The sequence below is a fragment of the Herpetosiphon gulosus genome, from assembly GCF_039545135.1.
Taxonomy (GTDB): Bacteria; Chloroflexota; Chloroflexia; order Chloroflexales; family Herpetosiphonaceae; genus Herpetosiphon; species Herpetosiphon gulosus.
Map to the genome: position 1 here is coordinate 437,752 of NZ_BAABRU010000002.1, position 24,750 is coordinate 462,501.

Genomic DNA, 24,750 nt, shown 5'->3' on the forward strand with positions numbered 1-24,750 from the left:
AGAGCCTAGCTTTGGCAAAATCTTGCACTAGGCCTAACCACGACTAGGAATAATTACCACCGCGATTTGCACATCATCTGGGTTAAGTGCATGGTCACTATACAATTTACGGGCGGCCTCGCTGGTCGCCGATTGCCAGCAGCGTTCAGCCGCCAACACAATTTTGTCGATTGCCTGAACTGCTGAAAAACTGGCAAAGGTGGTAACAGCTTCAGCTGGAGCAGTGCCCACAAATGCTGGCGAGGCGATCACATCGACTTTTTCAACTGCCAATTGGGCATAGGCTTGGGCAATTTCGGCTTCAACATCGGGGGTAATTTCGCCATGCGGCGCAGTATGGTAAACCTTGGTATTCAGCACAAAACCGGGGGTTGTGCCAGCTAAATCGAGGGCAGCCAAACCAACCAAGGCTGGATCAACAGTAGCAGCCTGATCAAGAGCAATGAGAAAATTCACAACACGCCTCCATCAGCGGGTAATAACGATTGTCACTGGGTATTATAACAATCGTTGAATGGAGGGGTTAGGGATCAGGGGTCAGTTTTCAGGGTTTAGATTGATCCACGAAGGACACGAAGAGCACGAATGCTGCTTATTCCAAAGTCCTAACCCGTGGCCCCCGACATCTGACCCCTGCATCGTTGCTCTGCGCCTCTGCCTTAAATGCCCTATGCTCTACTCTATGTTCTGAATCTCCTCCTCTCCCATCGCTCACTTGAACCTAGCGTAATTCGCGCTTGAGAATTTTGCCGGTAGCACTAATTGGCAGTTGCTCGCGGAATTCGACAAGGCGTGGGTATTTATAGGCAGCGAATTGATCGCGACACCACGCTACCACTTCTTCTTCGGTTGCTTCGGCTCCTGGTTTTTTGACGATAAAGGCTTTGACTTCTTCGCCCAGTTTTTCGTCGGGCACACCCAGCACCGCAACCAACGAGACCGCTGGGTGAGTCATCAGCACTTCTTCCAGCTCACGAGGATAGACGTTATAGCCACCACGCAAAATCATATCTTTTTTGCGATCAACGATTGAGAGATAGCCTTCTTCGTCAATTACCCCGACATCGCCAGTGTGGAGCCAGCCATCTTGCAACGCGGCAGCCGTGGCATCGGGGCGCTTGTAGTAGCCCTTCATCACATTATGACCACGAATCAGAATCTCGCCTTTTTCGCCAGCTGGCACAGGCTTGCCAGCATCATCAACACAGCAAACTTCCACGCCCCAGACTGGTTGGCCAACCGTCCCAGGTTTTGAAGGCAGATCGATATGGTTGAAGGTGGCAATCGGCGAACATTCCGAAAGCCCATAACCTTCGAGCACCCGCACCCCAAAGATTTCTTCAAATTGGCGCATCACTTCGACGGGCATAGGGGCACCACCAGATGAGGTCAGGCGCAAGTTAGCAGCAATCGGTGTGGGATCGATCTTATTGGCGGCGATGTATTGCAACAAGGCCCAGAACATGGTCGGCACGCCCGTCCAAAGGTTGACTTTATCACGCTCCATCACGGCCAACACAGCGGCTGGCTCGAAACGGGGCAGCAAGGTCAGGGTTGCGCCAGCAAAAATATTGGCATTCATTTGGGCGGTTTGGCCCGTTGAGTGGAACAGTGGCAGCGTAATCAGCACCACATTCGAGCCATCGAGGCTGTTATCAAGAATTGGCCAAGCCAAATCGCGGGCAACCATGGCGTTGAAAAACATATTGGCGTGGGTTAATTCAGCACCTTTGGGTTGGCCAGTCGTACCCGAGGTATAGAAAATGACCGCCGTATCGTCGGCTTTAGTGGGGTGGGTAGTAAACGTTGGAGCTTGATTGTACATCAACTGACCTAAGGTTTTAACCCCTTCGATCGGCGATGGCGCAGCTGGATTAGTAGTCAGCATAATCATATGCTCACAGTTTGGCGCTTCATCAAAGCCAGCTTTGCCCATTTGGCCCAGCGGCAACTCGGCAGTGCCTTCAAAACAGAAGAAGGCCTTGGCATCACAATCGCTCAAGTGGTAGGCGATTTCGCGCGGCTTCAACATAATATTCAAACAGATGATGACTGCGCCAACTTTGAGCGCCGCATAATAAACCATGGGGAAATAAGGCAAGTTGGGACAGGAAAGCGCTACATGATCACCAGGCTTGATGCCCAGCGCAACCATACCATTGGCAATTTGGTTGGTCATGGCGTTGAGTTGAGCATAGTTGAAGCGCATATCGTTGAAAATGAGGGCAGTGCGGTTGGGGCGTTTTCGGGCATGATCTTCGAGCATTGTGGCCAAATTAAGCGTCGTAGCCGTCTGGGGAATCATCAATGAAACCTCCTAAAAAGCCCAATATAGAAAAAAGCTACCACCGCACTGCCTAAACCTTAGTTTGTCAGCGCCGCAGCAATTGTTGATTCAATTTCTCGAATATCAAAGGGTTTGGTGAGATACCGCCAGCAGCCCGCTTGGAGTGCCCGATCACGGTCGTGACTATGGGCACGGGCGCTCACGCCAGCCACTCGCAGTTGTTGACGTTGCGGATGCTGGGCTAGCTCTTGCAAAAATTCAAAGCCATCCATCTCTGGCATCATCATATCGAGCAAAATCAGGCTCGGCAGCTTGCTCTGACCCATGATCCAATTGAGTGCTTCACGCCCATTGGTCGTTTCTACAATCTCACAATCGGCGTAATCCTCAAGAATTTCGCGCAAAATATCACGGTTGTATGGATCGTCTTCGACCAGCAAGAAAACTGGTGTGTTCATGGGGTATCCGATTCCTTCAACGGGGCAAACCGTTGGACTTCAGCAACCAGCTTACGCATACTGAGGGTATGTTTGGTCTGAATGGCTTGCGCAGCTTGGCGCAATTGGCGAATTTCTTCATTGGTTAAATCGCGGGCAGTCACAATGATCACGGGAATATTGCGAGTTTCGGGATTTGCCCGCAGTTTTTCGAGTAGCTGAAAGCCGTCAACCACTGGCATCATCAGATCAAGCAAAATCAGTTGAGGATAATTGCCTTTTTGAATCAGATCGAGCGCCGCCGCCCCATCATATGAGGCTTGAGTAACATAGCCATGCTCTTGCAAGGTCGCACACAGCAGTTCGGCCATATCATAATCATCATCAACCACCAAGATAAACCCAGCTTGGCTTTGCGCCCCAATCAGTTGACGAATAATCCGAATTAGAATTTGGCTATCAATTGGCTTGACTACATATGTGGAGACCCCAACCCCTGGTAGCTCATTGTATACCGAAGCATCGCTTGCGATCAAGACGGGAACTTGCGCTAAATGGTCAATTTCGCGCAACGCTGCCAAAGTTTCCCAGCTTTCGCTATTGGGCATGAGCAAATCGAGGGTGATTGCCGCTGGCGAATGCTTGTTGGCCCAAGCCAAAGCACTATGACGATCGGCGGCCACAATCACTTCAAAACCAGCTGCTTGCAATTGTTCTTCCAAATTTTGGGCTGTTTGTTGATCGTTTTCAATCACCAAAATCGAACGCCGCAAGCCATGATTGAGGCTCACAAATTGGGTTCCTCGGCTAACTGGCAACATAATCGTGAAGCTGCTGCCTTGATTTTCGCCAGCGCTGGTAGCCCAGGTGCGGCCACCATGCAATTCAACTAATTGCTGAACGATCGATAAACCTAAGCCTGTACCGCCAAAACGCCGCGTCGAGCCACCCTCAACTTGATAAAAACGATCCCACAATTTCACCAGTGCTTCGGCTGGCACGCCAACCCCGCTATCGCTGACCTGAATCAAGACATATTGGCCTGCCAACATCGGCGGCACTTCGGTCGCCAATACTTGATCCAGCCATGCAACTTGGCCATGCTCATCGATAATCAAGGCGGTCGAGGTTAGGGTGATTGTGCCTTGTTCTGGTGTAAATTTAATCGCATTGCTCAACAAATTGGTCACTGCTTGGCCAATCCGCTCAGGATCGATCATTAGCAAGGGCAGATGTTCGCCCAGTTGCAGGGTTAGGGTTTGGTGTTTCTCACGAATCATCGGCTGCAAAATCGCCACTTGTTCTTGCAGCAGGCTGTTGATCATGGTGGTTTGGCGTTGCAACTCGATCCGGCCAGCATCAAGCTTGGCAATATCCAGCAGATCATTGACGAGACTTAACAAGCGTTGGCCGCCAGTACGAATGCCTTCAATTTTGGTGGTATGCCAAGGCGTGAGCACTTCGGTGCGGCGTTTGAGCAGCAATTCGCTATAGCCCAAAATGGCGGTGAGCGGGGTGCGCAACTCGTGGCTCATATTGGCTACAAGTTCTTCTTTGAGCCGATCAAGCTCCTTGCGAGCGCTTAAATCTCGCGCCACCAGAACAATGCCTTCAATTGAACCATCAGCAGATCGCAGCGGCGAAACGCTGACTTCGTGAATAATTGGCACACCATCGGAACGCGCTAACGAAACTTCAACATCACGCACGGTTGTGCCAGCCAAAGCCTGCTGAATCGGATGCTCATCGAAGCCCAAAACATTGCCTTTAGCCGTGCGCCAAACCAAATTAGTCGAAAGAAAATCGAAGTGGCGACCAGCAAAAAACTGCGTGCCAGCCTCATTGATTCGAGTTTGATGACCACGGCTATCGTAGGCTACCACAATATCGTCGAGGCTATCGAAACTGGTTTGCAGCTCATTGGCCTGTTGTTTGAGCAAATAAAATAATTGAATATTTTCGAGCCAAGCGGCCAAACGATCAGCCACTTGGCGCACAAACAAGGTTTGATCATGGTCAAACAGCCGTTCAGGTGAATCCGAAGCGGCTGAAATCAGACCAACTGCTTCATCCTGAATTTTAATCGGCACAGCAATATACGAATAGAGCGTAAACGGCTCCAAGTGTTCGCGCACCTCGTTGGTCAAATAGTTGGGGTGACGTTGCTCAACTGGCACATTGAATAGCTCAACCAAGGGAGCACGCTCGGTAAAGACTGGCGAATACAGGCCGTTATCGATGCGAAATTGCACTGTTTGCACCATTTGGTCGATGTAGGCTTGGCGGCTGGGCAGCGAATGATACGAAGCTACCACATCGAGAAATTCTTCGCGGGGCGGGGGCAAACGTAGCGCAATGCTACACCAGGTATTCAGCACATTGCCAACGGTTTGGGCCACAAAGCTATAAGCCTCATTTGGAGTAGGATTATTGACCAAATAATCGCTGATTTCGCGTAACACCCGCGACTCGTTGATCCGCACACCCAAAATACTGTTGATAATTGAGAGTTGATTGGTATTGAAATTTAATTCATGGTTGCTTTGTAGCAGTTGGCTGCCTTTATCTTCAATCTCATGAATTAAGTGCTGTTGAGTGCGCCAGAAGCGCACCGTTACAATCATCGAGACCACAATTAATGCACAGAGCAAGCCAATTGAAGCCAGTTTGATCCAATTGTAGGTATCAATTTGGTTACGATAGGCTTCCGAGCGTTGGCGCAATTCAGTGCGTAAATTGGTTGTCGTGTTAACCACCGCTTCGATTTGTGGGCGACCTTGCTCAAGTGTCAATTCGGCCAACAGCATTTCTTGGTTGGCCACCGCATCAAGCACTGGCTGATAGGTATTAAGCAGCCAGTGATCGATTTGCTCAGCCACTTGAGGCAAGCTGGGATCGGGCGGATTAACTAAAAGAAATTGTAAGCCTTCGGCGACAACTGTCTGTTCTTTTTGCATTTCAGTGAAGAAAATCTCTGAGCCAGTGCTGGTATAGCCGCGCAAATTATTGTGGAGCGATAAAAGGGCAATATTAACGTCGTTTAAACGCACCCGATAGCTCAGCAAGGTTTCATCACGATCACGCAAACGGTTCATGCCAACCGTCAAGAGGGTTGAGGCAATCAGCAACACAACCACCAAGACCGCTTGAATGCCCATTAACCAGATAAAGCGTGAGCGTTGTTGATCTGAGCTATACGGGTTAACTAGCACGAATTATCGTCCTTTCCACACAGGTGGGCGTTTTTGCAAGAAGGCCTGAAAGCCCTCAAAGCCATCCTCACTATTAAAAATCTCGCGTTGATATTCAGCTTCACGCCGCAGCGCATCGGCAAAACTTTGATCATTTTGGGCGGCCAACATCGCACGTTTACCCCGGGTTAACGCCAAAGGAGCCTGTGCCGCAATCGTCGCAGCATAAGCTTGTACCTCGTTGGCAAAATGTGCTTCATCAAAGACTGCATTGGCCATACCCCAAGCCAAAGCTCGTTCAGCCTCTACCATCGCCCCGGTAAACATCAATTCCATGGCCCGCCCAAGGCCAATCAAGCGCGGCAACGAATAGGTTCCACCGCCATCGGGAATTAAGCCAACTTTGATAAAAATTTCTGAGAAGCGTCCACGGCTTGAGACCAAGCGCAAATCGCAGGCCAACGCCAAATCCGAGCCAATGCCAGCGGCTACACCATCGACGGCAGCAATCACGGGCCACGACGATTGGCGAATTGCCAACAGGGTTGGGCCATACGATTCGGTTAAAACCCGATATACATCATTTGCCGTGCCACCAGATTGGAGCGCCGCCATAATATCGGCCCCCGACGAAAATGCCCCACCAGCGCCAGCAATCACAATACAACGCGTGCCATCATGCTCGCAAGCCTCAATTTCCGCTCGCAGCGCATCCATGGTTGGCTGATCGACGGCGTTGCGCACCGCTGGGCGATTAATCGTTAGGGTGGTTACATTGTCGGCTTTGCTAATCAGAAGCGTGTCAGTCATTGACGATCTTCCTTTGTGCTAAAGAATTTGGTGTTAAACAGCGAGGAAAAGGCAGTGGTTTGGCCTTATCATAGGCCATCTTATGCAACGCGTCAACGCAAGTAGCAACCCCAAAAAATGCCGATTCCGTTATAATACTCGGTTGGTACTCAGTTTTGGCTGAACCACCCGATTGCTTCTAGCTTGGAGTTGCCATGACACGCGCATTACTGGCATTGGAAGATGGACGCACCTTTTGGGGGCGGGCTGTCGGTGCACGCGGCGAACGTGCAGGTGAAGTTGTATTCAATACCAGCATGACTGGCTACGCTGAAATTTTGACCGATCCTTCGTATCGCGGTCAGTTAGTAACCTTAACCGCCTCGCATATTGGCAATTATGGCATTGATGAGGTTGATCTTGAGGCGGCCATGCCTTGGGCCGAAGCCTTGATCGTGCGTTCATTTACCGAGCGACCATCCAATTGGCGTTCGCGCGAATCTCTCAGCGAGCTATTAGCACGGCGCGGTGTTATGGCGGTGGCTGATTTAGATACCCGGGCCTTGACTCGCCATATTCGGGCAGCAGGGGCAATGCGGGCGGTGCTCTCAACCGAGGATCTTGATCCGGCTAGTTTGGTCGCCAAAGCCCAAGCCATCCCTGTGATGGAGGGCCGCGATTTGGCCAGCGATGTGGGAACCCAAAGCATCTATGAGTGGAATGAAGGCACGCCTGCCGATTTCACTACCTTGCAACTGGCGATTCCTGAGCAATTGCACAATCGCCATGTCGTAGTTTACGATTTCGGGGTCAAACGTAACACCCTGCGGCGCTTGGTTGACCTTGGTTGTAAAGTCACGGTTGTGCCCAATCGCACTTCAGCCGAAGCGACCCTCGCCCTAAAACCAGATGGCATTTTGATTTCGAATGGGCCAGGCGACCCTGCGACATTGGAGTATGCGGTCGAAACAATTCGTCAGTTGATCGGCAACGTGCCAGTGTTTGGCATCTGCCTTGGGCATCAATTGATTGGCCAAGCTTTGGGCGGCACAACCTTCAAATTGCCCTTTGGTCATCACGCTGGCAACCACCCAGTTTGTGATACTAGCACTGGCAAAGTTCGGATCACTGCCCAAAATCATGGCTTCGCACTCGATCCGGCCAGCTTGCCCAGCGATGTACAAGTGACCGAAGTTAGTGGCAATGACCAAACCTGCGAAGGCTTGCAACACAGGAGCTTACCAGTTTTCAGCGTGCAATATCACCCTGAGGCTGGGCCTGGCCCACACGATGGCGATGAACACTTTCGGCGGTTTATCAACCTCGTTGATCAACAGCGTAACTAAATTTCCAAACCGATTGACCCAAAACCTCGATAATCGGCGAAATTATCGAGGTTTTCTATTTAATCTCAATTTAAAACTGAACTTTTTAACTTTACCCTCGGTTTAGTTCAGCAAGCATGCATGAGGGAAAGCTTCCAATGAATTCATCTGTTATGACAGAATTTCAGCAATTGCACAGCGAAACACTCGAATCATTGCATAGTCGCTATCATACAATGGTACTCCGAACTGCCTACTTGATATTGGCAGATTGGGGCCATGCTGAAGATGTCGCCCAAGAAGTTTGGATGCGAGTTAATCGGGCGTTGATGCGCTTTGACCCTGACCGAGGAGCATGGTCAACTTGGTTGCATCACATCACGGTTAATTGCTGTTTAAGCACCCGCAAACGACTAAGCCGCTGGCTCGGCGAACAATTGCGGCCTGAGACAGAACAGCCTCAAGCCACGACCCTTGATAATTTGTTGCGCAGCGAGGAGGAGCAAGTTATCTGGAATGCTATTGGTAATTTATCGTTGAAATTACGCAGCGTCATCGTCTTGCGCTACTTTCACGACTTAAGTTATGAACAAATCGCAGCTATTTTAGAATGCCCAATTGGTACAGTGCGGTCGCGTTTACACACTGCCCATGCACAACTACGCAACCACTTGGAGGATGTATGAATCACGATCTAGCGGCAGTGCTTGATTATCTTGATCAGCGTTTTGGCTCGTCTGATCGGCAAGCTTTTGAAGAACGCTTAGCCCAAGAACCACAGTTACGTGAGTTGTTGGAAAAAACTAAATCCATGCAACGCAATTTACGCTCGATCTTTGGTCAGAGCGAGCGTTTAGTTGCACCAAGCCAGAGTCGGCGACGGGTGGCCAAATTTAGCACGTTCAAACACACAATCAATGCGCTGATGTTGGTTGTGTTGCTTTTAGGTGGGGTCTATTTGAAAAAACAATTTGATCTAGCGCCCCAAATCAGCAACGAGCCAACCTATTTAGCCTTAGCCAACGAGCAAACATCACTGCCCCAACAACAAATGCTGTTGTTGAAAGGGATTGATCACGAGCAAAATCACTTTGTACGCGCCATGCAAGATGATCAAATGATGTGGCAGGCCAACAACGTCGAAGCATTACTCATGGCTGATAATGGTGATCGGATTGAGTTGAGCAAAACCCAAGCGCATTATGTCTTAACCCGGCGGAGTGGCGACGATAATCCACTCTGGCAACAATCCCTGCCATTTGAACCAGATACAAGCATGATGCTGGGGTTATATCAAAGTTCCGATCAGCAAGAGATTTATCTAATAGCCTATACCGAAAAGCAAGCTAACCAACCAGCCAACATGACCCAACCAGTATCGATCATTCCCCACCAACAAACAAATTTAAGCATAGCTTCAGATCCAATTCGTCCGCTCGGTGGCACAACTCCAGACTCGATCTCCGATATTTTGGATGATGCCGCCGCTGGTTTGGGTAGTTCAAGCGCAAGCCCAACGAACACGCCCGATCCACGGCTTGGCCAAAGTTCTCAGCCTTTAGCGCATCAAATAATGTATGAGCCTCATTATGTGATTATTGATAGCACAAATGGCACGATTAAACATCCAAATCAGCAATGCGATTGTCGTTATCTCGCGAGTAATCAAACCTTGTATCGCTATGAGCAAGCGTTCCCATTTACCAATTATGTTAATTATGCAATTTCTGCATCCAACCCCAATCTGCTCAACCTCGTAACTTCTGCTCAAGATGTTATAATCTATGATCTAAAAAACCAAAAAATCCTCAACTCAACCAAGCTTGCTAGCAATCAACAGCTCAATGATCATTTATATGCTTCACAGCTGCAATTAGGGAGGTTTGGTCAATCTCCTTCGATAAGTCCTGACCTCGATAGGATTACTGATATTCAATTTAGTGGCAACCAACAAACAATTATCATTCGTGATAGTACCGAGGATAAAACAACCTTTTATGCGTTTGATCGACTCAGTGGCCAGCAATTATGGAAACGGTCGATCTTAGCTTCAACCGTGAGTTTTACACCTAATTGGGATGGCACTGAGGTGTATGCGATTCATAGATCAAAACCAACTGAAGCAGGCAGTTTGAGCACACTCTATACCGTGCAAGCAACGAAAACGACATTTATCGATTACCCGCAGCAACAATTTGAGGAAATAATGATGGTTTACGATTTCTGAAGACCCGCTGCTCAACCAAAGCAGCGGGTCTTACATCCAGCCCTAGTTTTTGCTAACAATCGGCGCAGTTATGCGATAAACATTGGCAGTGCTGGGCACAGTGGCGCTGGCATCAACGCTGCTATGCTCAGGCTCGCGATTATCAACATGATCGATCGCCCGGCTGCGAAAATCGTAGCGATGATTAGGTTGACCAATAAACACGGTCGAACTGCTCGGCGGCAGCGTCGTCCAAACATACCATTGTCCATCAGCTTGATCGCGCACGCTAATTTCAATTTGGCGCACACCGCTATCAGCATCACTGCTATTCAGATTCAGACGCACGGCTCCACTTGGCTCAAGCGTGGCGCTGCTAATGCTTGAGCTAGGCGGGCTACCATCAACTTGCCAACTAAGGCTACGGGTTGCTTCCAAATTACCAGCCAGATCGCGGGCTGCATATTCTAAGCTGAAGTTGCCGCCGCTTGGGGTCAGGGTCAAGCTGCTGCCTGCATCCTCGGCCCAATCGCTGCCGTTTATCCGCCAACGAATGCTAGCCACGCCCGAACCACCATGATCATCAGCAACGATGGTCATTTGAACATCCGGGGCAAAATAGTTGCCATAGCGGGTTGCCCCAGCGCCAATATTCACTGGAATCGGGCTGAAATCGCTGCTGCCAGGCGTTTGCCAATCGTAGCTCAACACGGCTTGAGCAGTGCGCTCGAAATATTTAAAGCCCAGCCGATGTTCGCCAGCATTCAACCAACGCTCGCCAATCACCTCGCGCTCAGGGTGTAGGCCATGGGCCTCGGCCAACAGCGTGCCATCAATCCAAAGCCAAGCGCCATCATCTGAATTAATCCGGAAGCGATAGATTCCAGCAACAGGCGCGACAAAACTACGGGTTTGGCGCACAATAAAGCGATCATTACGGCCAAAAATCCCGCTATCAGCCAAATCGAGGCGGGTACCGCTCCAATCAAAGCTGCCCAAAAACGCCCCTTCAGGAATCGAAAGTGGGTTAGCAGTTCGCGCCAGAAAATCATCGGGAATTGTGCCCAGCTCATAAACCAAAGCTTGGGGTTGCCAATCGTTATAGATCGACGATTGGGGAGCATCATTTTCGGGATTGATTGTGATGGTTTGGCTGGCTTGATTTTGGCTGAAATAACGCACATATTCTTGGACCAGCCCTGCTCGCAGGGTTACTTGGCGCGGACTGGTGGTATGGTTACGAAAACGCACATAGCCCACCAAATCGCGAGCCTCGCCAGGCCCAAGGTCGCCGCCAATGCTCCAACGCCATGGATACCCACCAGTATCACCAGCACAATCGAGCGTCAGACCATCGCCGCCAAGCACCAGCCGAAAACGCCCCGATTCCTTGGGATAGGTCGGATAGGCATCGTTGCCATTGCCAAGGAAACATTCGCCTTCGTCGTAGGTATAGCCTATAGTGTTATCGTTAGGGCTGCCTGCGTCGGGAGCTTGGGTTTCAATCGCCACATTGCCAGTGTTGCGTACTCGAAACGTTACTTTGAGCAATTCGCCACCAGCCAAGCTTGTGCGATCATAATTAACCGATTCGAGTGCTACATTGACTTGAGTATCTTGTTTGACCCAGCGCACCGTATCGAAAATCACCTTGCGATTGGCACTCAATGGCTCACTGGTCAAATCGGTTAGGTGCACCTCGACTGGCTGGCCCGACAACGCCAGCGCATTGGTGGTAATTTCAATCCACTCGGTGGTGGTATCTTGGCTCAACACCCGCTCGCCAATTTGCACGCCATTTTGCCAAATTGTGTAGCGAGCACTCTGCGTTGCATTGAGTGCTCCACAATTTTGGGGCACATGGGCAAAAATCCGATAATTGCCAGCAACAATATTGGTATTACGCCAGCGACCACTATTGCTACTCTCAGCGGGGTCATTCGTGGCAAAAGTGTAAAAAATATGGCCGCCGTCGCCACAATTAGCCTCATACCATTGTGCCGTCGAGCGAATAAAACTCGATTCCAGATCATCAATCGTCATATCGCCGTTATCGGGCGTGCTGCTCAAACGCGATTGCACCCGCGAACGAATGGTTGGCAATAAGCCATAGAGATTATTCCCCGGGCAGGAAGTATAGCCAACTGGATCATTCGCGACATCGCGATGACCTGCAATATTGGGCGTAATCGCTCCAGCATTGCCGCAATAGCGCGAAATATCGCAGCCATAGTAATACGAACGGCCCAACGGATCGATCCCACGTTGCTCGGCTTTCCATGCCAACAATTCAACCAAGCTATTTTGGGCAGTGCTGGTTGGCGGCACGCTGGCGTAGGTTCCGACCATCGAAACGCCCATCGAACCATAATTACCAGTATCGTGAAATGCCACCGCATTATCGCCACCAGCCCGACCCTCGAAAATCGTGCCATCGGGCGCAATCAGGTAGTTATAGCCAATATCGCCCCAACCCCGGGTAAAGGTATGAAACGACCAAATCGCCCGAATCCGATCGCCCCACCAGCCTTCGCTCCCGCCCAAGCTATTGGCATCAGCGGTATGGTGCACGACCAAATGGGTCACTGGATAGTAGGCTGGGGGCACACGGCTGCCTTGGCCATCAGGGCTACCCCAACCAGTGCGACTAACCACGGGCGGTTTAGCAACATCGGTTGCTCGTTCAGCAGTTGTTTCAGGTACAACGGGGGTTAATGCACCAACATCGACGCTATGCACCTGCAATTCGCGCAGGGTTGGCAAACTACCATCGGGAGCCGGCCCAAACTCAATTTTAGCTTGCCACCAAGTTGCCACGCCAGCAAAGAGCGGCGAACCCCAATGCAAATCGGCGGCATCGCGCTCATCCAAAAAATCGTGTGATTCTTCAATTAAGCCCCAGCGCGACCAGCTATTGCCATCGCTGGAAACCCGCAGTGAAATTTGCAAAGTTGCCGAAAGCGGCACATCGGCTCGCCATGCTGCCAATAAATCACTAAATTGATTGACCTGTTGCGGCACCGTGATTAACATTCCGCCAGCAGGTTCAGGCCGAATTCCATCTGGTGTGATGCGAGTACGCTGCCCATTGCCACGGCCCAAGGCGTTGGTATCCAGAACGGTCGTCACTGGCTCGAATGCTGCCGAACGGCGTTCGCCAGTTTGGGCTGAAGCCGCAACCACAAACAATGCCGTAATAATGGCCGCAGGCCAAGCCAGCCAACGCAATGGCTGGCGAATGGTACGCACTAACGCAACCCACCAAAATGCTACTTGGTTCATCGCAACCCCCAAAACTAGGTTAAATCGTAGCTGTTGCTACAAACAGTAGCATGAGCCTTGCAGCAAAAGCAGCCTTTTAAATGACAATCGGATGACAAGGGGGAGAATATAGAACATAGAGCATAGAGTATAGAACATAAGGCATTTAACGCAGAGCAATCGACGGCTATTGGCTTTGGACTATAGGCTATCGGAACAATTGTTGGTATCTATATAATCTATTGAGCCTATAGCCTATAGCCACTTTTCCTTCGTATACCTTCGTGCCCTTCGTGGATCAAAAAGAGAATCAGGCCATGCAGCCCGATCCCCAATAACCGATCCCCGATCTCCGAATTTCAACTATTGCTGAATTTCGGCCTCGCGTTGCAAGGCTTCTTCGCGAGCCATAAACTCGTTGATTGTGCGTTCGAGTTTTTTAGCCGAGAAGGGCTTGGCGATCATCGGCGTGCCAATTTGGCGCATCGCAGTAATTGTGGCCGGACTCATCGTATCGCCAGTGATGAAGATAAAATGTTTGGCCAATTCAGGCGCTTTTTGCTGCAAAGCCCGATAGAGCTGAAAGCCATTCATGCCTGGCATTTTGACATCGCTCAGAATCAAATCGAAGGGCGCTTGATCAACGGCTTGTAAGGCGGCCTCGCCGCTGGCCACCACCACTGGCTGATGACCCAAATCGCGCACCAAGCGCTGAATCACTTGGGCTACACCTTCTTCATCGTCAACCACCAAAATTTTATAGGCTTGGTCGGGCTTAATCGTGGTTTCGCGATCATCGTCGTTGATCAACTCAGGATTATCGCCCTGAACCACGGGCAAGGCCAAGTGGAAGATCGTACCCTCGTTGGCCACACTATCAACCCAAATATTGCCACCATGATCATGCAGGATGTTGTAGCAAATCGATAAACCCAGCCCTGTGCCCTTGCCAACAGGCTTCGTGGTAAAAAATGGATCGAAGATCCGCCCAACGAGGTGCTGAGGAATGCCAGGGCCAGTATCGCCAATGTTGATCCGAATTTCATCATCAACCCGTTCGGTTTTGACGGTCAAGAAACCGCCACCGCCTTTTTCGGCCATAGCTTGATGGGCGTTGCCGATCAAATTCAGAAACACCTGTTGTAATTGATAAGGATCGGCGACGGTGGTCGGTAGCTCTGGCTCGAATTGGCGTTGCACTTTGATGTTATCGACGCGCAAGTGATAGCTATGCAAGCTCAGCGTGTCGTCGATAACTTTATTGACATCGACTAAAACCCGCTGAGGCTGATGTTCACGGGCAAAGGTCAGCAGGTTGGTCACAATTCGCGCGGCCCGTTCAGCTTGATTATTAATGTAATTCAGGTCGGTACGGGCATCATCATCCAAATCTTTGCGGCGCAGCAATAGCTCAGCAAAGCCTTTGATGCTGGTCATCGGATTGTTCAACTCGTGGGCAACCCCAGCCACCAATTGGCCAATCGCTGAGAGTTTTTCGGCCTGCAACAGTTGCAATTCCAAGCGGCGGCGGTCGGTCACATCCCGCGCAATACAATGCAGACCAATCACCTGATCGCCACGCTGCATCAATTGGGCGCTAACTTCAATATGCAAATCTTCGCCATTGGCGCGGCGTAAGGTCAACGGAAATGCCCCGCCATCACCAGCAGCTTTGGCCAATTGGCGTTGCAATTGATGCTCGATCGCTGCTTGATCATCAGGCACACACAGCGAAATCAGGGTGCGCTGCATCATTTCAGCCACGGTCATGCCCAACAATTTAACCCCTTGACGATTGATCGAGGCAATTCGTAGCTGTGGATCAAGCGTGAAGATCATATCGTTGGCATTATCGAACAATTCGCGATAGCGTTGCTCAGAATCGCGAGTCGATTTAAACAGACGCGAATTTTCAATCGCAATCGCTGCATAATCGGCAATTGCTGAGAGCAAATATTGGTCGTTTTCGCTGAAGGTGCGTTGCTGCACCCGATTATCAACCGCCAACACACCAATTGCATGACGACCAACAATCAAGGGCACTTGCAACATGGCCTGCACCAAAAGCCCAGTGCGCAGCTTTAAATCTTGGTGCTGCGAGCGATCAAGCCGAATTGGCTTGACCGTGCGAATGACTTGGCCTGCCACATTGTCATCCATCTTGACCCGAAAACGCTGGACACGCTCTTCGCCAAGATTTTTGGCCGCCCGCAAATACAGCTCATCACCATCACGCAGCAGCAAATAGCCTTCTTCGGCGTGGGTCAGATACACCCCAGCATCGACGATCCGTTCGAGCAATTCTTCAAGATCGAGCAGCGAGGTCACCGATTTACCAACGCTAGAGAGAATCGTCAACTCCTGCAAGCGTTGCTGCAAGGTGCGGGTAAGCACTTCTTTTTCGCGCTGCAAACGGCGCTCACGCAGGGCACGCTCAATTGCCGCGCCCGCTTCAGAAGCATCAAAAGGCTTGATCAAATAATTTTTGGCACCAAGTCGAAAGGCCTCGACAGCGGTTTGCTCGGTACCATGGGCGGTCATCAAAATCACCGGAATATCGTAGCCAAGTTCGCCCATCTGGCGAAGCACATCAAGCCCCGACGTGTCGGGGAGTTGGAGATCAAGCAAAATCAGGTCGGGCTGGCGTTGTTTCAAAAAAGCCAGGCCTTCCCAGCCTGTGGGTACGACGCGCGAACGATAGCCATAGTATGGCAGCACCGTCTCAGCCAAAAAATCGGCTATCTGACGGCTATCGTCGATGATGAGGATTTCTTCCATGGGACATCCTTCGCGTGTTGTTGCGTGTTGTATGGGCAGATTGTTGGACTCATAGCTATTCTAACGAGTCGCATCGCTCTACGCAATAGGTTTAACCGCAATCTAAGCCTTAAAATGTTTATTTTCGGTTTGGTGCAAAGCCAAAATCGCCAACGAGACTGGCTAGTGCGCCTTCTGCGTCGATTTTACCTGTTTTAATCCCGTGGTCAATCTGCACCACGCGTTCGTGAAGCATGCGCAATTCGGTTGGGCTAAAGTTGCGGGCTTGCTCAGCAGCCTTACGTGCCACAAACGGTTTTTGGCCCAAAAGTTTAGCCAGCTCGTCGGGCGCGACCCGTCCAGCACTCTGCGCCGCCAACATCAAACGCGCTTGGCGGGCGATCATGGTCAAAATATACAGCGGGGCGGCATCATCGGCTAATAAGCCATTTAAGCCTTGCACTGCCGCAGCACCTCGCCGAGTACTTAACGCATCGATAAAATTAAATAAATTAGTTTCTGTTTCATCAGCCACCAGCAAATCGACCTCACGAATGCCGATTGTGCCATTTTGGCCAACATAGGCCGCTAATTTGGCAATTTCATTATGCAGCATCCAACCATCGCTGCCCACATAATTGGCCAAATGTTGAGCCGCATCAGGGCGCAATTGCACGCCGTTGGATTGAGCTTCTTGCTGCATCCAAGCGATCAGAGCATTGCCTTCACGCAAATTAAATTCGCGCTGCTCAGCTTGTTTGGTTTTGACCAACGCCTGAATATCTTTGACCACACTCAAACGGCTATCGGGGGCATCACTTTCGTTGAGCACAAGGTCGGTGGTCGAGGGCAAGCGTTGCACCAAGCTTTTGAGGCCATCGCGCAGCTCAGCCGATTTGGCATGCTTCAACAGATCATGCACAATCACCAAGCGGCGATCATGAAAGACTGGATAGGCTTCGCAAGCAGTGCGCACTTCGTTGAGTTTGATCGATTTGCCGTGGAGCACCACCACATTGAAGGCAGCAGCATCAGGAGGAAAAGCCGCCTTGAGCGCATTGATTGTGGCTTGGCGGGTATAATCGTCGGGGCCAAAAAAGAGATACAACATAAAAGTAAACACCCTTCTATCAGCCGTGAGCGGGGTAGTTTTGAACCTGCTTTCGCAGGTGGGTGCCAGCCCTTGAGTCGTACAGCACCAGCCGCACTAGTCGCGGAACCCGGCTCCCCTTCATAAAGTGTTGGCTCAAAACTAATTCCCACCGCACGTACAGCGAAGGGTGCACCCTATTGTACTATAGCCCACTCAGATCTGCAAAAATCATCAAATCATATCCTAACACTAGACTATTTGTTTAGCCAATTTCGTTGGTGCTAGGTGGGTACAAATCGCGCAAGCCCTGGGCCGTCGCCCGCATCATATCGATCAATTCGGGTGGCTCTAAAACACGGCAATTCTCCAAGTAGCGCAGGAGAATTTGGCGGGTTTGCCAGAGATTATGCACCGTGGCCGTAACCAAGGCCGAGCCATCATCACGATATTGAATATCAGTATCAGCAAACCAGTGGGCAACTTTTTTATTGCGAGCAACCACATCGCGCAACTCATATTTAACTGTCCAAGTTGGGCGTTTGGGCAACGCTGGTGGCAATACCCGTGGCAAAATTGTTAAGCTGTTTTTGCTAATATAGTCGATGCGATAATCAACATAGCGGCCAACCCGCTCGACCATCTGTTGCGGCCCATCAAAACAATAGCCCAAAAGATACATATGGCCATCGCGAGTAAAAATATTAACTGGCCCGACCCGATGCGTCTCCTCGCCATCACGTTGGCTTGAAGTATAGCGAAAACGAATTTCGCGACGCTGGGCAAGGGCTTTGCGCAAGCTACGCATAATTTGCGGATCATGCTCATACGGTGCAACTGGACCAGCCTGTTGCAAAATTGGCTCGCCCACATTCAATGCTCCACGGCGCTCGATTGGCAAGAAATCAATAATCCGCTCGACCAACCGCCGCACCTGTTGATGATCGGGCCAGGTGCTATTGGCAGTATAGGTTGCATCCAGAAAACGCAGCGCTGCAATTTCATCGTTGGTTAAATTGAGCAAGGCCAAATCGCCAACACTAACCAAACGATAACCCACCGAAGCCGTGTATTCGATCACACAGCCAAAGACCTCGCGCAAAGCCCGTAGATCGTGACGGAGCGCCTCGCGGGCCGCTTTGGGATACGCTTCAAGCATCTGGCCGTTAACTTCGTCAATCAAGGCTTCACTGGTTTTAGGGCCGCTGCCCAAACAACGCAGCAACAACATCTGACGCTGCACCTTCATCACCGATGAACGCTTAATCCCGCGTGCTTGTCGTTTTGTATTCACGTAATCCTCACTATTCCAAAATAAGCCCATTCAGATTGTTGTGGTGTGGAACGTGGGGCACATATGGGACTGCAAACAAATTGTACAAGATCAACGACAATCACTCGTGTAGTGAGCAATCGAGGCTCGTCAACAGCTTGCACTGAATGTGGTAGCATAGCAATTATCGGCCAAAGACCAAGGCAATGTTTGTAATTCGTTCTTTTTTGCCTAGGAGGATGCATGAATTACTATCAGGATGTGTTCCCATGGGAAGTCGTCGTCGTAAGCTCGGTCATTTTAGCTTCGATGGCGCTCTTTTCCACAGTTCGTTGGATTTTTCGGCCACAACCTAAAGTGTTTCCAGGCAAACGGATCGTGCTCTTCGTGATTTGTCTTGGCTTGATATTTTATGCCTTCCGTTTTGTGCCAAACTTTCGCGATAAATTTGAGCTTGGGCTAAGCACCAATCGCGCCGCAACCAGCGATAGCCCAGTCGTGCCTGAATTGATGACCCCACGCTTTACCCTCGATAAAAATACGGTCTATCAAGCAGGCGTTCGCACAATTCAGGCCCAACGTGGCTGGACGATTACCAATCGCTCCGATAGTCAAACATCGCTCAAAGTCGATATTGATGTGATGATGGGGATCTTCACCGATGAGTTAACTGTCGCCTTTATTGATGAGGGCGGCCAAACTCGCGTGGATATTCAATCGCTATCCAAGGTTGGCGGTGCAGATCTTGGGGCAAATCGGCGGCATATTCGCCAACTGGTACGGGCACTTGAGGAAGATTTAGGCACACCAAGCCAATAAAGCGTTACGCCAACAAGGGTAGTTTAACCTGGCTACCCTTGTTGTTAATCATTTCAACTACCACAATTCGCTACGTAAGCCAAGCACCGTGCCTAGCTCACGCAAGGTTGTAGCAGCCAACTCAGCGTCATCAATTTCGCCATTAATACTGGCTTCGGCCAACGTGATTAACGCTTGTAAACAGGCTGGTGTTTGAAAATCGGCATCAAGTGCTGCGATTGCCTCATTGCGCAGCTCTTCAGCATGAAGTGCGCCACCAGCTACGCCACTATTAACAGCCTGTTTGAAGCGTTCAACCGTGCGTTCGCCCCAAGCCACATCATCATCGCTATATTCAAATTGATCGCGATAATAATATTTGAGCAAGCCCAAGCGAATCGCATCGGCGCTGTAGTGTTGTAGCGTTTTGCTGGCCAAGACTAAATTGCCCAGCGATTTGCTCATTTTTTCGCCTTCGTAATAGACCATACCAATATGTGACCAAGCAGCAACGTGCGGGCTTTGGCCAGTAAAATTCTCGGCTTGAGCTAATTCGCAAGCATGATGCGGAAATTGCAAATCGCTGCCGCCACCATGAATATTGATCTGTGGACCCAGATACTCCAGCACCATAGCGGTACACTCGATATGCCAACCTGGCCGACCACGACCCCATGGGCTATCCCACCATGGCTCACCTGGTTTGGTCGCCTGCCACAACACAAAATCCAATGGGTCGCGTTTATGCGGATCATCGGGGAAGTTGCCGCGCTCATTGGCAATCGCCAGCATACTGGCATAATCGCTGTGGGCCAAACTGCCAAAATTGGGATCAGCATGGACATTGAAATAGACGTTGCCTTGATTTTCATAGGCCACGCCACGCTCAATTAAGCCGCTGTTCACTTCGATAATTTTAGCGATGGCATCAGTCGCTTTAACATAGTGATTGGGCATGCGCACATTCAAGGCATCCATATCACGCAAAAAGCGCTCGGTCTCTTGGCGACCCAATTCATCCCAGGTTAGGCCAAGTTGGGCGCTTTTGCGCAAAATATCATCATCAATATCAGTCACATTTTGCACATACAGCACTGGCAAGCCTTGCCATTCCAAATAGCGCCGAATTGTATCATAGACCACATAAGTCCGCGCATGGCCCATATGGGTCGTATCGTAGGGAGTTACGCCGCATACATACATGCGCACAAAGCCATCGATTGGCTCCATGGCGACAGGCGTTTGGCGCAGAGTATCATAAAGTAACACGACTAGGCCTCCCCATGGTCGTCGAGCGTTTGATCAAGCGCATCGTCACGTTCAATTCGCAAACCATCTTCATATGAGCCAGCCCGATCTTCCACGCCACCTGATTCGGCAATGTCGGGATTGGTATATTTGCCATCTTGAAAACCGCTATCGTAGCCAGCTTGGCCCTCGAAGCCTTGATCATCATCACGTTTGGGTGGTTGTTCGGTCATGATTGATCCTCTAACACAGAATTGTCCTGTAGTACTGTACCTCAAAAATAGCCAAAATACCGTCAGATCGTAATTAACATTGCAACAATCGCTGGCGGCTTGTATCATAGCGGCCATGCAAGCACCACAACCATTAATCATTGCCATCGTTGGCCCAACTGCGGTTGGCAAAACTGCCTTTTCACTCGATTTAGCCCAAGCCTTGAATGGCGAGATCGTTTCAGTCGATTCGCGCTTAGTCTACCGGGGGATGGATATTGGCACAGCCAAACCAACGCCTGCTGAACAAGCGCTGGTCAAACATCATTTAATCGACGTGGTTAATCCTAATCAGGAATATAGCCTGGCAACCTACCAAGCAGCGGCCTATGCGGCGATTGCCCAAATTCAGCAACGAGCCAAACAGCCAATTTTAGTGGGGGGCACAGGTCAATATATGGCAGCCTTACTTGAGGGCTGGAGCATTCCCGAGGTTGCGCCCAATTACGAATTACGGGCGCGGTATGAGCAACAGGCTGCCAGCGAAGGCCATACAGCGCTCCATCAACAACTGCAAACGATCGATCCCGAAGCAGCCAAGGCAATCGACCCAACCAATGTTCGGCGGGTGATTCGCGCCTTAGAAGTTTTCCATGAAACAGGCCAGCCGATTAGCCAGCTTCAGCGCCGCAATCCACCGCCCTATCGCATGTTGACGCTTGATCTAGAGCGACCACGCGACGAACTATATGCCCGCATCGATCAACGGGTTGATCTGATGGTGCGCGAAGGATTAATTGCCGAGGTTTGGGCGTTGATTCGTCAAGGCTATGACTGGGAGCTACCATCGATGTCAGGATTGGGTTATGCCGAATTTCGGCCACTGTGGCAAGGCCAACAAAGTGCTGGCGCTTGCATCAGCCAACTCAAATTCAACACCCATCGTTTTGCTCGCAAACAAGGGGCGTGGTTTCGGCGTTTGCCCAATCGGGTTAGCCTCGATGCCCATCATACGGATTTACTGGCACAGGTGCAGACGCTGCTTGCTGCAATGACTGAGCACGTAGCAACACATATTGATCAGTAGCTTGTTGCAAAAACTGCTCAGGATCGCCAGGCACGCTATAGCCAAGCCGCCCAAACAGCGCATAGGCCAATTGAGTTGCGATCCGCAAGCGTCGATCTGGAGCTAAAACAGCGCGGCGCAGCAAAAAGTTTTGAACTAAATCCATATCATTTGAGCGCAAGGCAGTAATATTGGGCAAAGTTGCACCACTATCTTTGAGCGCACTCGCAACTTTATCATCGCGGGTTGATTGCAACAACATCTCAAGCGTCACCCGTTGACGATCGCGCACCACAAACGTGCTGGCAGCCAAATCGCCCAAACGGCGGGCACGTTTATCGATCAACATCGTGAGCAGCCCAGTTGAATAATAAGCTGGCACAAAATCGATTAACCGAAGTAAATTTCGAATCAAACTACCAGTGAAAGTTAATGGCTTGCCAGCCTCTTGCACCACTCGAATCCCCAAAAGCCGCTTGCCAGGTGTTTGACCATTCCAAAAGCGCTCAAAGGCGATATAATAAACCAAGACTGTAAAAATACAGAAGAAAAAGAAAATCCGATATGCTAGATCGCTGGGATTGTTATCAGTCCCGATATAGACCCGTTGCGCAATAAACAACAAAATTGAGAAGAAGGCCGTATCAATGACTGCGGCAACAAAACGTGTGCCGATTCCAGCCACATCATAACCAAACTCAATACTTTCGGGAGTATCAATAATATAGCGATCACTTCCACGATTATCGATCATCTCTATCTCCAACAATATAACTAGTAGAGGAGTAGCTTTATGGTAGCAGAAGATTTTATCAATGCCAAACATCATGCTTGGGAACGATTAACCCAGCTAACCAGCCGTGCTCAGAGTAATATTATTGCCATGGATGCCGCTGAATTGCAAGAGCTAGGCCGACTTTATCGCCAAGCGACCTCAGATTTAGCCCAAGCGCGGCGAGATTTTCCAGGTCATCCCTTGACAATCTATTTAAACGATTTGGTGGCGAAGGGCCATAGCAGCATCTACCGTGAGCGCAATTCGCCAATTACCGGAATAAAAAACTACTTTCTCTATCAACTCCCCCAAGCCTTCCGTGAGCTACTACCATTTACAGGCATAGCATTTTTAGCATTTTTCCTCCCAGCAATTGTGGCGTGGGTCATCAGCTACCAAGATCCGGTTCGAGGGGTAGCCTTAGCACCTGAATTTCAGCCAGTGATTGACGATATGCGAACCGATACTGAATGGTGGCGCAATTTAAATGACAACAATGCTGAAGGTGCAGTCATGATTCTATCCAATAACATCTTCGTCTCATTTCAAGCATTTGTGGGAGGGTTGACTTTAGGCTTACTCACACTCTATGCCCTGTATTACAACGGATTAATGCTTGGAATTCTATCTGGGGCAGCCCAAAATTTAGGCTTTGCCGATAATTTATGGGGATTTATTGCGGCGCACGGCCCTGTTGAGTTAAGCATCATCTTTCTTGCTGGCGGTGCTGGCTTACAACTTGCTTGGGCCATTCTGCGACCAGGGATGGTTTCGCGGCGGGCCGCCTTGGCGATTGCTGCTCAACGGGCATTCAAAGTATCAGGAGCAATCGTCATGTTTCTGATTCTAGCAGGATTAATCGAAGGCTTTATTTCGCCGCAATATCTACCATTGTGGTTTAAGATTGCAGTTGGTATTATCAGTGCTGGCAGTATGTACGCCTATCTTTTATTAGCCGGACGCAACGTCCAACAACCAGAATCTGCTGAAGCAAGCGCCTTGAAGCTTGAAACCCCAGCACACTAGAGGATCATAATGAAACGACGAGATCAATTAGCGATTGGTTTGATTTGTGCAGCTTTAGTTGGATGCGGCACACCAGTTGCTAGCCGCCCAACCCCCAAACCGATTGTTAATCTAACAGCGGCACCAACTATCGATTTAGATGCAACCCGTGAAGCCTATAAAAATGAGTTACAACCGACTGCGCAACCGCTCGGTTTATATATTGTGCGCGATGGCGACACGCTTGAATCGATAGCCTTAGCCTTTAATACCAGCGTAGAAGAAATTTCAGCCACCAATAAACTTGAAGATATCAATCTTATTGCAATTGGACAACCGCTGATCATTCCATCGCTGATTAGTGGCACGAGTAATCTGACGATAACGCTGCCATTAAATCAGTCTAAAGACCTAACTCCAACACCTTGACAATGATTTTCAGCATGCTATACTTCCAGCATAACCTTTATTCGATAACTACCGCAAGAGATAAAGGAGGTGATGCCAATGAATGATAGTAGTCATTGTAGCATCACGGAGGGACTTCTCTAGTCCTATCGTGAAGCGAAAAGACGAAAGCAAACCGCCAGTTCGATGAACTGGCGGTTTCGCATTTTAGGCTAGCTCAGCCAGCTTCGAGCAAGTTTAAGCTTTTTAGTACACACAAAAACGCGCTAGATGTTGGACATCTAGCGCGTTTTCGATTGGATGGTACGCATCCTCCTACGTTCCCACAGCGGGTGCTGCAGTAGCCTCGGTGTGTGTCGCGTTCACGGCCTGGTTCGGGATGGAGCAGCGTGGGGCACAACCACCTCGACACGTACCAATGGTAAACCCAACAACAGATAAGCTTGATAACTATAGCTTCAAAAATTGCAATAAACATATTACAGATTGAATGCTTGCCGACGCGCGGCAACCGATGATCGCTCGGCTGTCTGCGGTTGTCTGCTCTACCGTTCACACGGCCTCCACAGCAACCCAGTTGTCCGTCTCGTCTCGACGGTGCCTCTCATACATTTCTGCACAT

At 50.0% G+C, this 24,750-nt stretch carries 19 protein-coding genes and 1 other RNA gene; 7 read left to right on the forward strand and 13 right to left on the reverse strand.

From position 1 onward, the window contains the following. Window positions 1-33: 33 nt before the first annotated feature. The 5 genes from ABEB26_RS03885 to ABEB26_RS03905 all read right to left on the reverse strand — a co-directional run bounded on the left by ABEB26_RS03885 (window position 34) and on the right by ABEB26_RS03905 (window position 6,725). Window positions 34-456, reverse strand: a complete 423-nt coding sequence (locus ABEB26_RS03885; protein ID WP_345720635.1) for a hypothetical protein — start codon at window positions 454-456, stop codon at window positions 34-36. Window positions 457-721: 265 nt separating this feature from the next. After that, window positions 722-2,305, reverse strand: a complete 1,584-nt coding sequence (locus ABEB26_RS03890; RefSeq protein ID WP_345720636.1) for a long-chain-fatty-acid--CoA ligase — start codon at window positions 2,303-2,305, stop codon at window positions 722-724. A 59-nt stretch (window positions 2,306-2,364) separates the two neighbouring features. Beyond that, on the reverse strand, window positions 2,365-2,745 hold the full coding sequence (locus tag ABEB26_RS03895) for a response regulator (protein WP_345720637.1): 381 nt from the start codon (window positions 2,743-2,745) through the stop codon (window positions 2,365-2,367). Then, a complete protein-coding gene (locus ABEB26_RS03900) occupies window positions 2,742-5,936 on the reverse strand; it encodes a response regulator (RefSeq protein ID WP_345720638.1) in 3,195 nt (1,064 codons plus the stop codon). Before ABEB26_RS03900 ends, ABEB26_RS03895 begins: the two co-directional genes overlap by 4 nt. A gap of 3 nt (window positions 5,937-5,939) precedes the next feature. Next, window positions 5,940-6,725 carry an enoyl-CoA hydratase/isomerase family protein gene (locus ABEB26_RS03905; protein WP_345720640.1) on the reverse strand — a complete coding sequence of 262 codons (786 nt, stop codon included), beginning with the start codon at window positions 6,723-6,725 and terminating at the stop codon, window positions 5,940-5,942. A gap of 194 nt (window positions 6,726-6,919) precedes the next feature. Here ABEB26_RS03905 and carA point away from each other — a divergent pair, with 194 nt between their 5' ends. The 3 genes from carA to ABEB26_RS03920 all read left to right on the forward strand — a co-directional run bounded on the left by carA (window position 6,920) and on the right by ABEB26_RS03920 (window position 10,256). Continuing rightward, entirely contained in the window at window positions 6,920-8,050 is a 1,131-nt protein-coding gene (carA, locus tag ABEB26_RS03910) for a glutamine-hydrolyzing carbamoyl-phosphate synthase small subunit (protein WP_345720642.1), read from the forward strand. 137 nt (window positions 8,051-8,187) lie between these two features. Beyond that, window positions 8,188-8,715 carry an RNA polymerase sigma factor gene (locus ABEB26_RS03915; RefSeq protein WP_345720643.1) on the forward strand — a complete coding sequence of 176 codons (528 nt, stop codon included), beginning with the start codon at window positions 8,188-8,190 and terminating at the stop codon, window positions 8,713-8,715. Beyond that, window positions 8,712-10,256, forward strand: coding sequence for an anti-sigma factor family protein (locus ABEB26_RS03920; RefSeq protein WP_345720644.1), 1,545 nt, complete (start codon window positions 8,712-8,714; stop codon window positions 10,254-10,256). The genes ABEB26_RS03915 and ABEB26_RS03920 overlap by 4 nt, the downstream gene beginning before the upstream one ends. 42 nt (window positions 10,257-10,298) lie before the next feature. On the opposite strand, the gene ABEB26_RS03925 is transcribed toward ABEB26_RS03920, so the two are convergent. From ABEB26_RS03925 to ABEB26_RS03945, 5 genes are all read right to left on the reverse strand, one after another. Further along, window positions 10,299-13,517, reverse strand: coding sequence for an N-acetylmuramoyl-L-alanine amidase (locus ABEB26_RS03925; protein ID WP_345720645.1), 3,219 nt, complete (start codon window positions 13,515-13,517; stop codon window positions 10,299-10,301). Between the two features lie 342 nt (window positions 13,518-13,859). Continuing rightward, on the reverse strand, window positions 13,860-16,274 hold the full coding sequence (locus tag ABEB26_RS03930; RefSeq protein ID WP_345720646.1) for a hybrid sensor histidine kinase/response regulator: 2,415 nt from the start codon (window positions 16,272-16,274) through the stop codon (window positions 13,860-13,862). A 118-nt stretch (window positions 16,275-16,392) separates the two neighbouring features. Then, the gene (holA, locus tag ABEB26_RS03935; protein ID WP_345720647.1) at window positions 16,393-17,364 is read right to left on the reverse strand and encodes a DNA polymerase III subunit delta; all 972 of its coding nucleotides are present in this window, start codon (window positions 17,362-17,364) and stop codon (window positions 16,393-16,395) included. 6 nt (window positions 17,365-17,370) lie between these two features. After that, window positions 17,371-17,538, reverse strand: a non-coding RNA gene (gene ssrS, locus ABEB26_RS03940) — 6S RNA. 70 nt (window positions 17,539-17,608) lie between these two features. Next, on the reverse strand, window positions 17,609-18,637 hold the full coding sequence (locus ABEB26_RS03945; RefSeq protein ID WP_345720648.1) for a helix-turn-helix transcriptional regulator: 1,029 nt from the start codon (window positions 18,635-18,637) through the stop codon (window positions 17,609-17,611). Window positions 18,638-18,859: 222 nt separating this feature from the next. On the opposite strand from ABEB26_RS03945, the gene ABEB26_RS03950 reads away from it, so the two are divergent. After that, on the forward strand, window positions 18,860-19,435 hold the full coding sequence (locus ABEB26_RS03950) for a DUF1499 domain-containing protein (protein ID WP_345720649.1): 576 nt from the start codon (window positions 18,860-18,862) through the stop codon (window positions 19,433-19,435). A 57-nt stretch (window positions 19,436-19,492) separates the two neighbouring features. Here ABEB26_RS03950 and cysS read toward each other — a convergent pair whose 3' ends face one another. Together cysS and ABEB26_RS03960 are read right to left on the reverse strand one after the other, a co-directional pair. Continuing rightward, entirely contained in the window at window positions 19,493-20,683 is a 1,191-nt protein-coding gene (gene cysS, locus ABEB26_RS03955; protein ID WP_345720650.1) for a cysteine--tRNA ligase, read from the reverse strand. A gap of 2 nt (window positions 20,684-20,685) precedes the next feature. Next, a complete protein-coding gene (locus tag ABEB26_RS03960) occupies window positions 20,686-20,895 on the reverse strand; it encodes a hypothetical protein (RefSeq protein WP_345720651.1) in 210 nt (69 codons plus the stop codon). Window positions 20,896-21,010: 115 nt separating this feature from the next. On the opposite strand from ABEB26_RS03960, the gene miaA reads away from it, so the two are divergent. Then, complete coding sequence (gene miaA / locus ABEB26_RS03965) at window positions 21,011-21,961, forward strand: tRNA (adenosine(37)-N6)-dimethylallyltransferase MiaA (RefSeq protein WP_345720652.1); 951 nt, start codon at window positions 21,011-21,013, stop codon at window positions 21,959-21,961. Here the strand turns inward: miaA and ABEB26_RS03970 are convergent. Beyond that, window positions 21,867-22,694, reverse strand: coding sequence for an RDD family protein (locus tag ABEB26_RS03970; RefSeq protein ID WP_345720653.1), 828 nt, complete (start codon window positions 22,692-22,694; stop codon window positions 21,867-21,869). The two genes, miaA and ABEB26_RS03970, sit on opposite strands and share 95 nt — an antisense overlap. 39 nt (window positions 22,695-22,733) lie before the next feature. On the opposite strand from ABEB26_RS03970, the gene ABEB26_RS03975 reads away from it, so the two are divergent. After that, a complete protein-coding gene (locus tag ABEB26_RS03975) occupies window positions 22,734-23,741 on the forward strand; it encodes a stage II sporulation protein M (protein WP_345720654.1) in 1,008 nt (335 codons plus the stop codon). A gap of 9 nt (window positions 23,742-23,750) precedes the next feature. After that, window positions 23,751-24,149, forward strand: coding sequence for a LysM peptidoglycan-binding domain-containing protein (locus ABEB26_RS03980; protein WP_345720655.1), 399 nt, complete (start codon window positions 23,751-23,753; stop codon window positions 24,147-24,149). Window positions 24,150-24,750 lie beyond the last annotated feature (601 nt).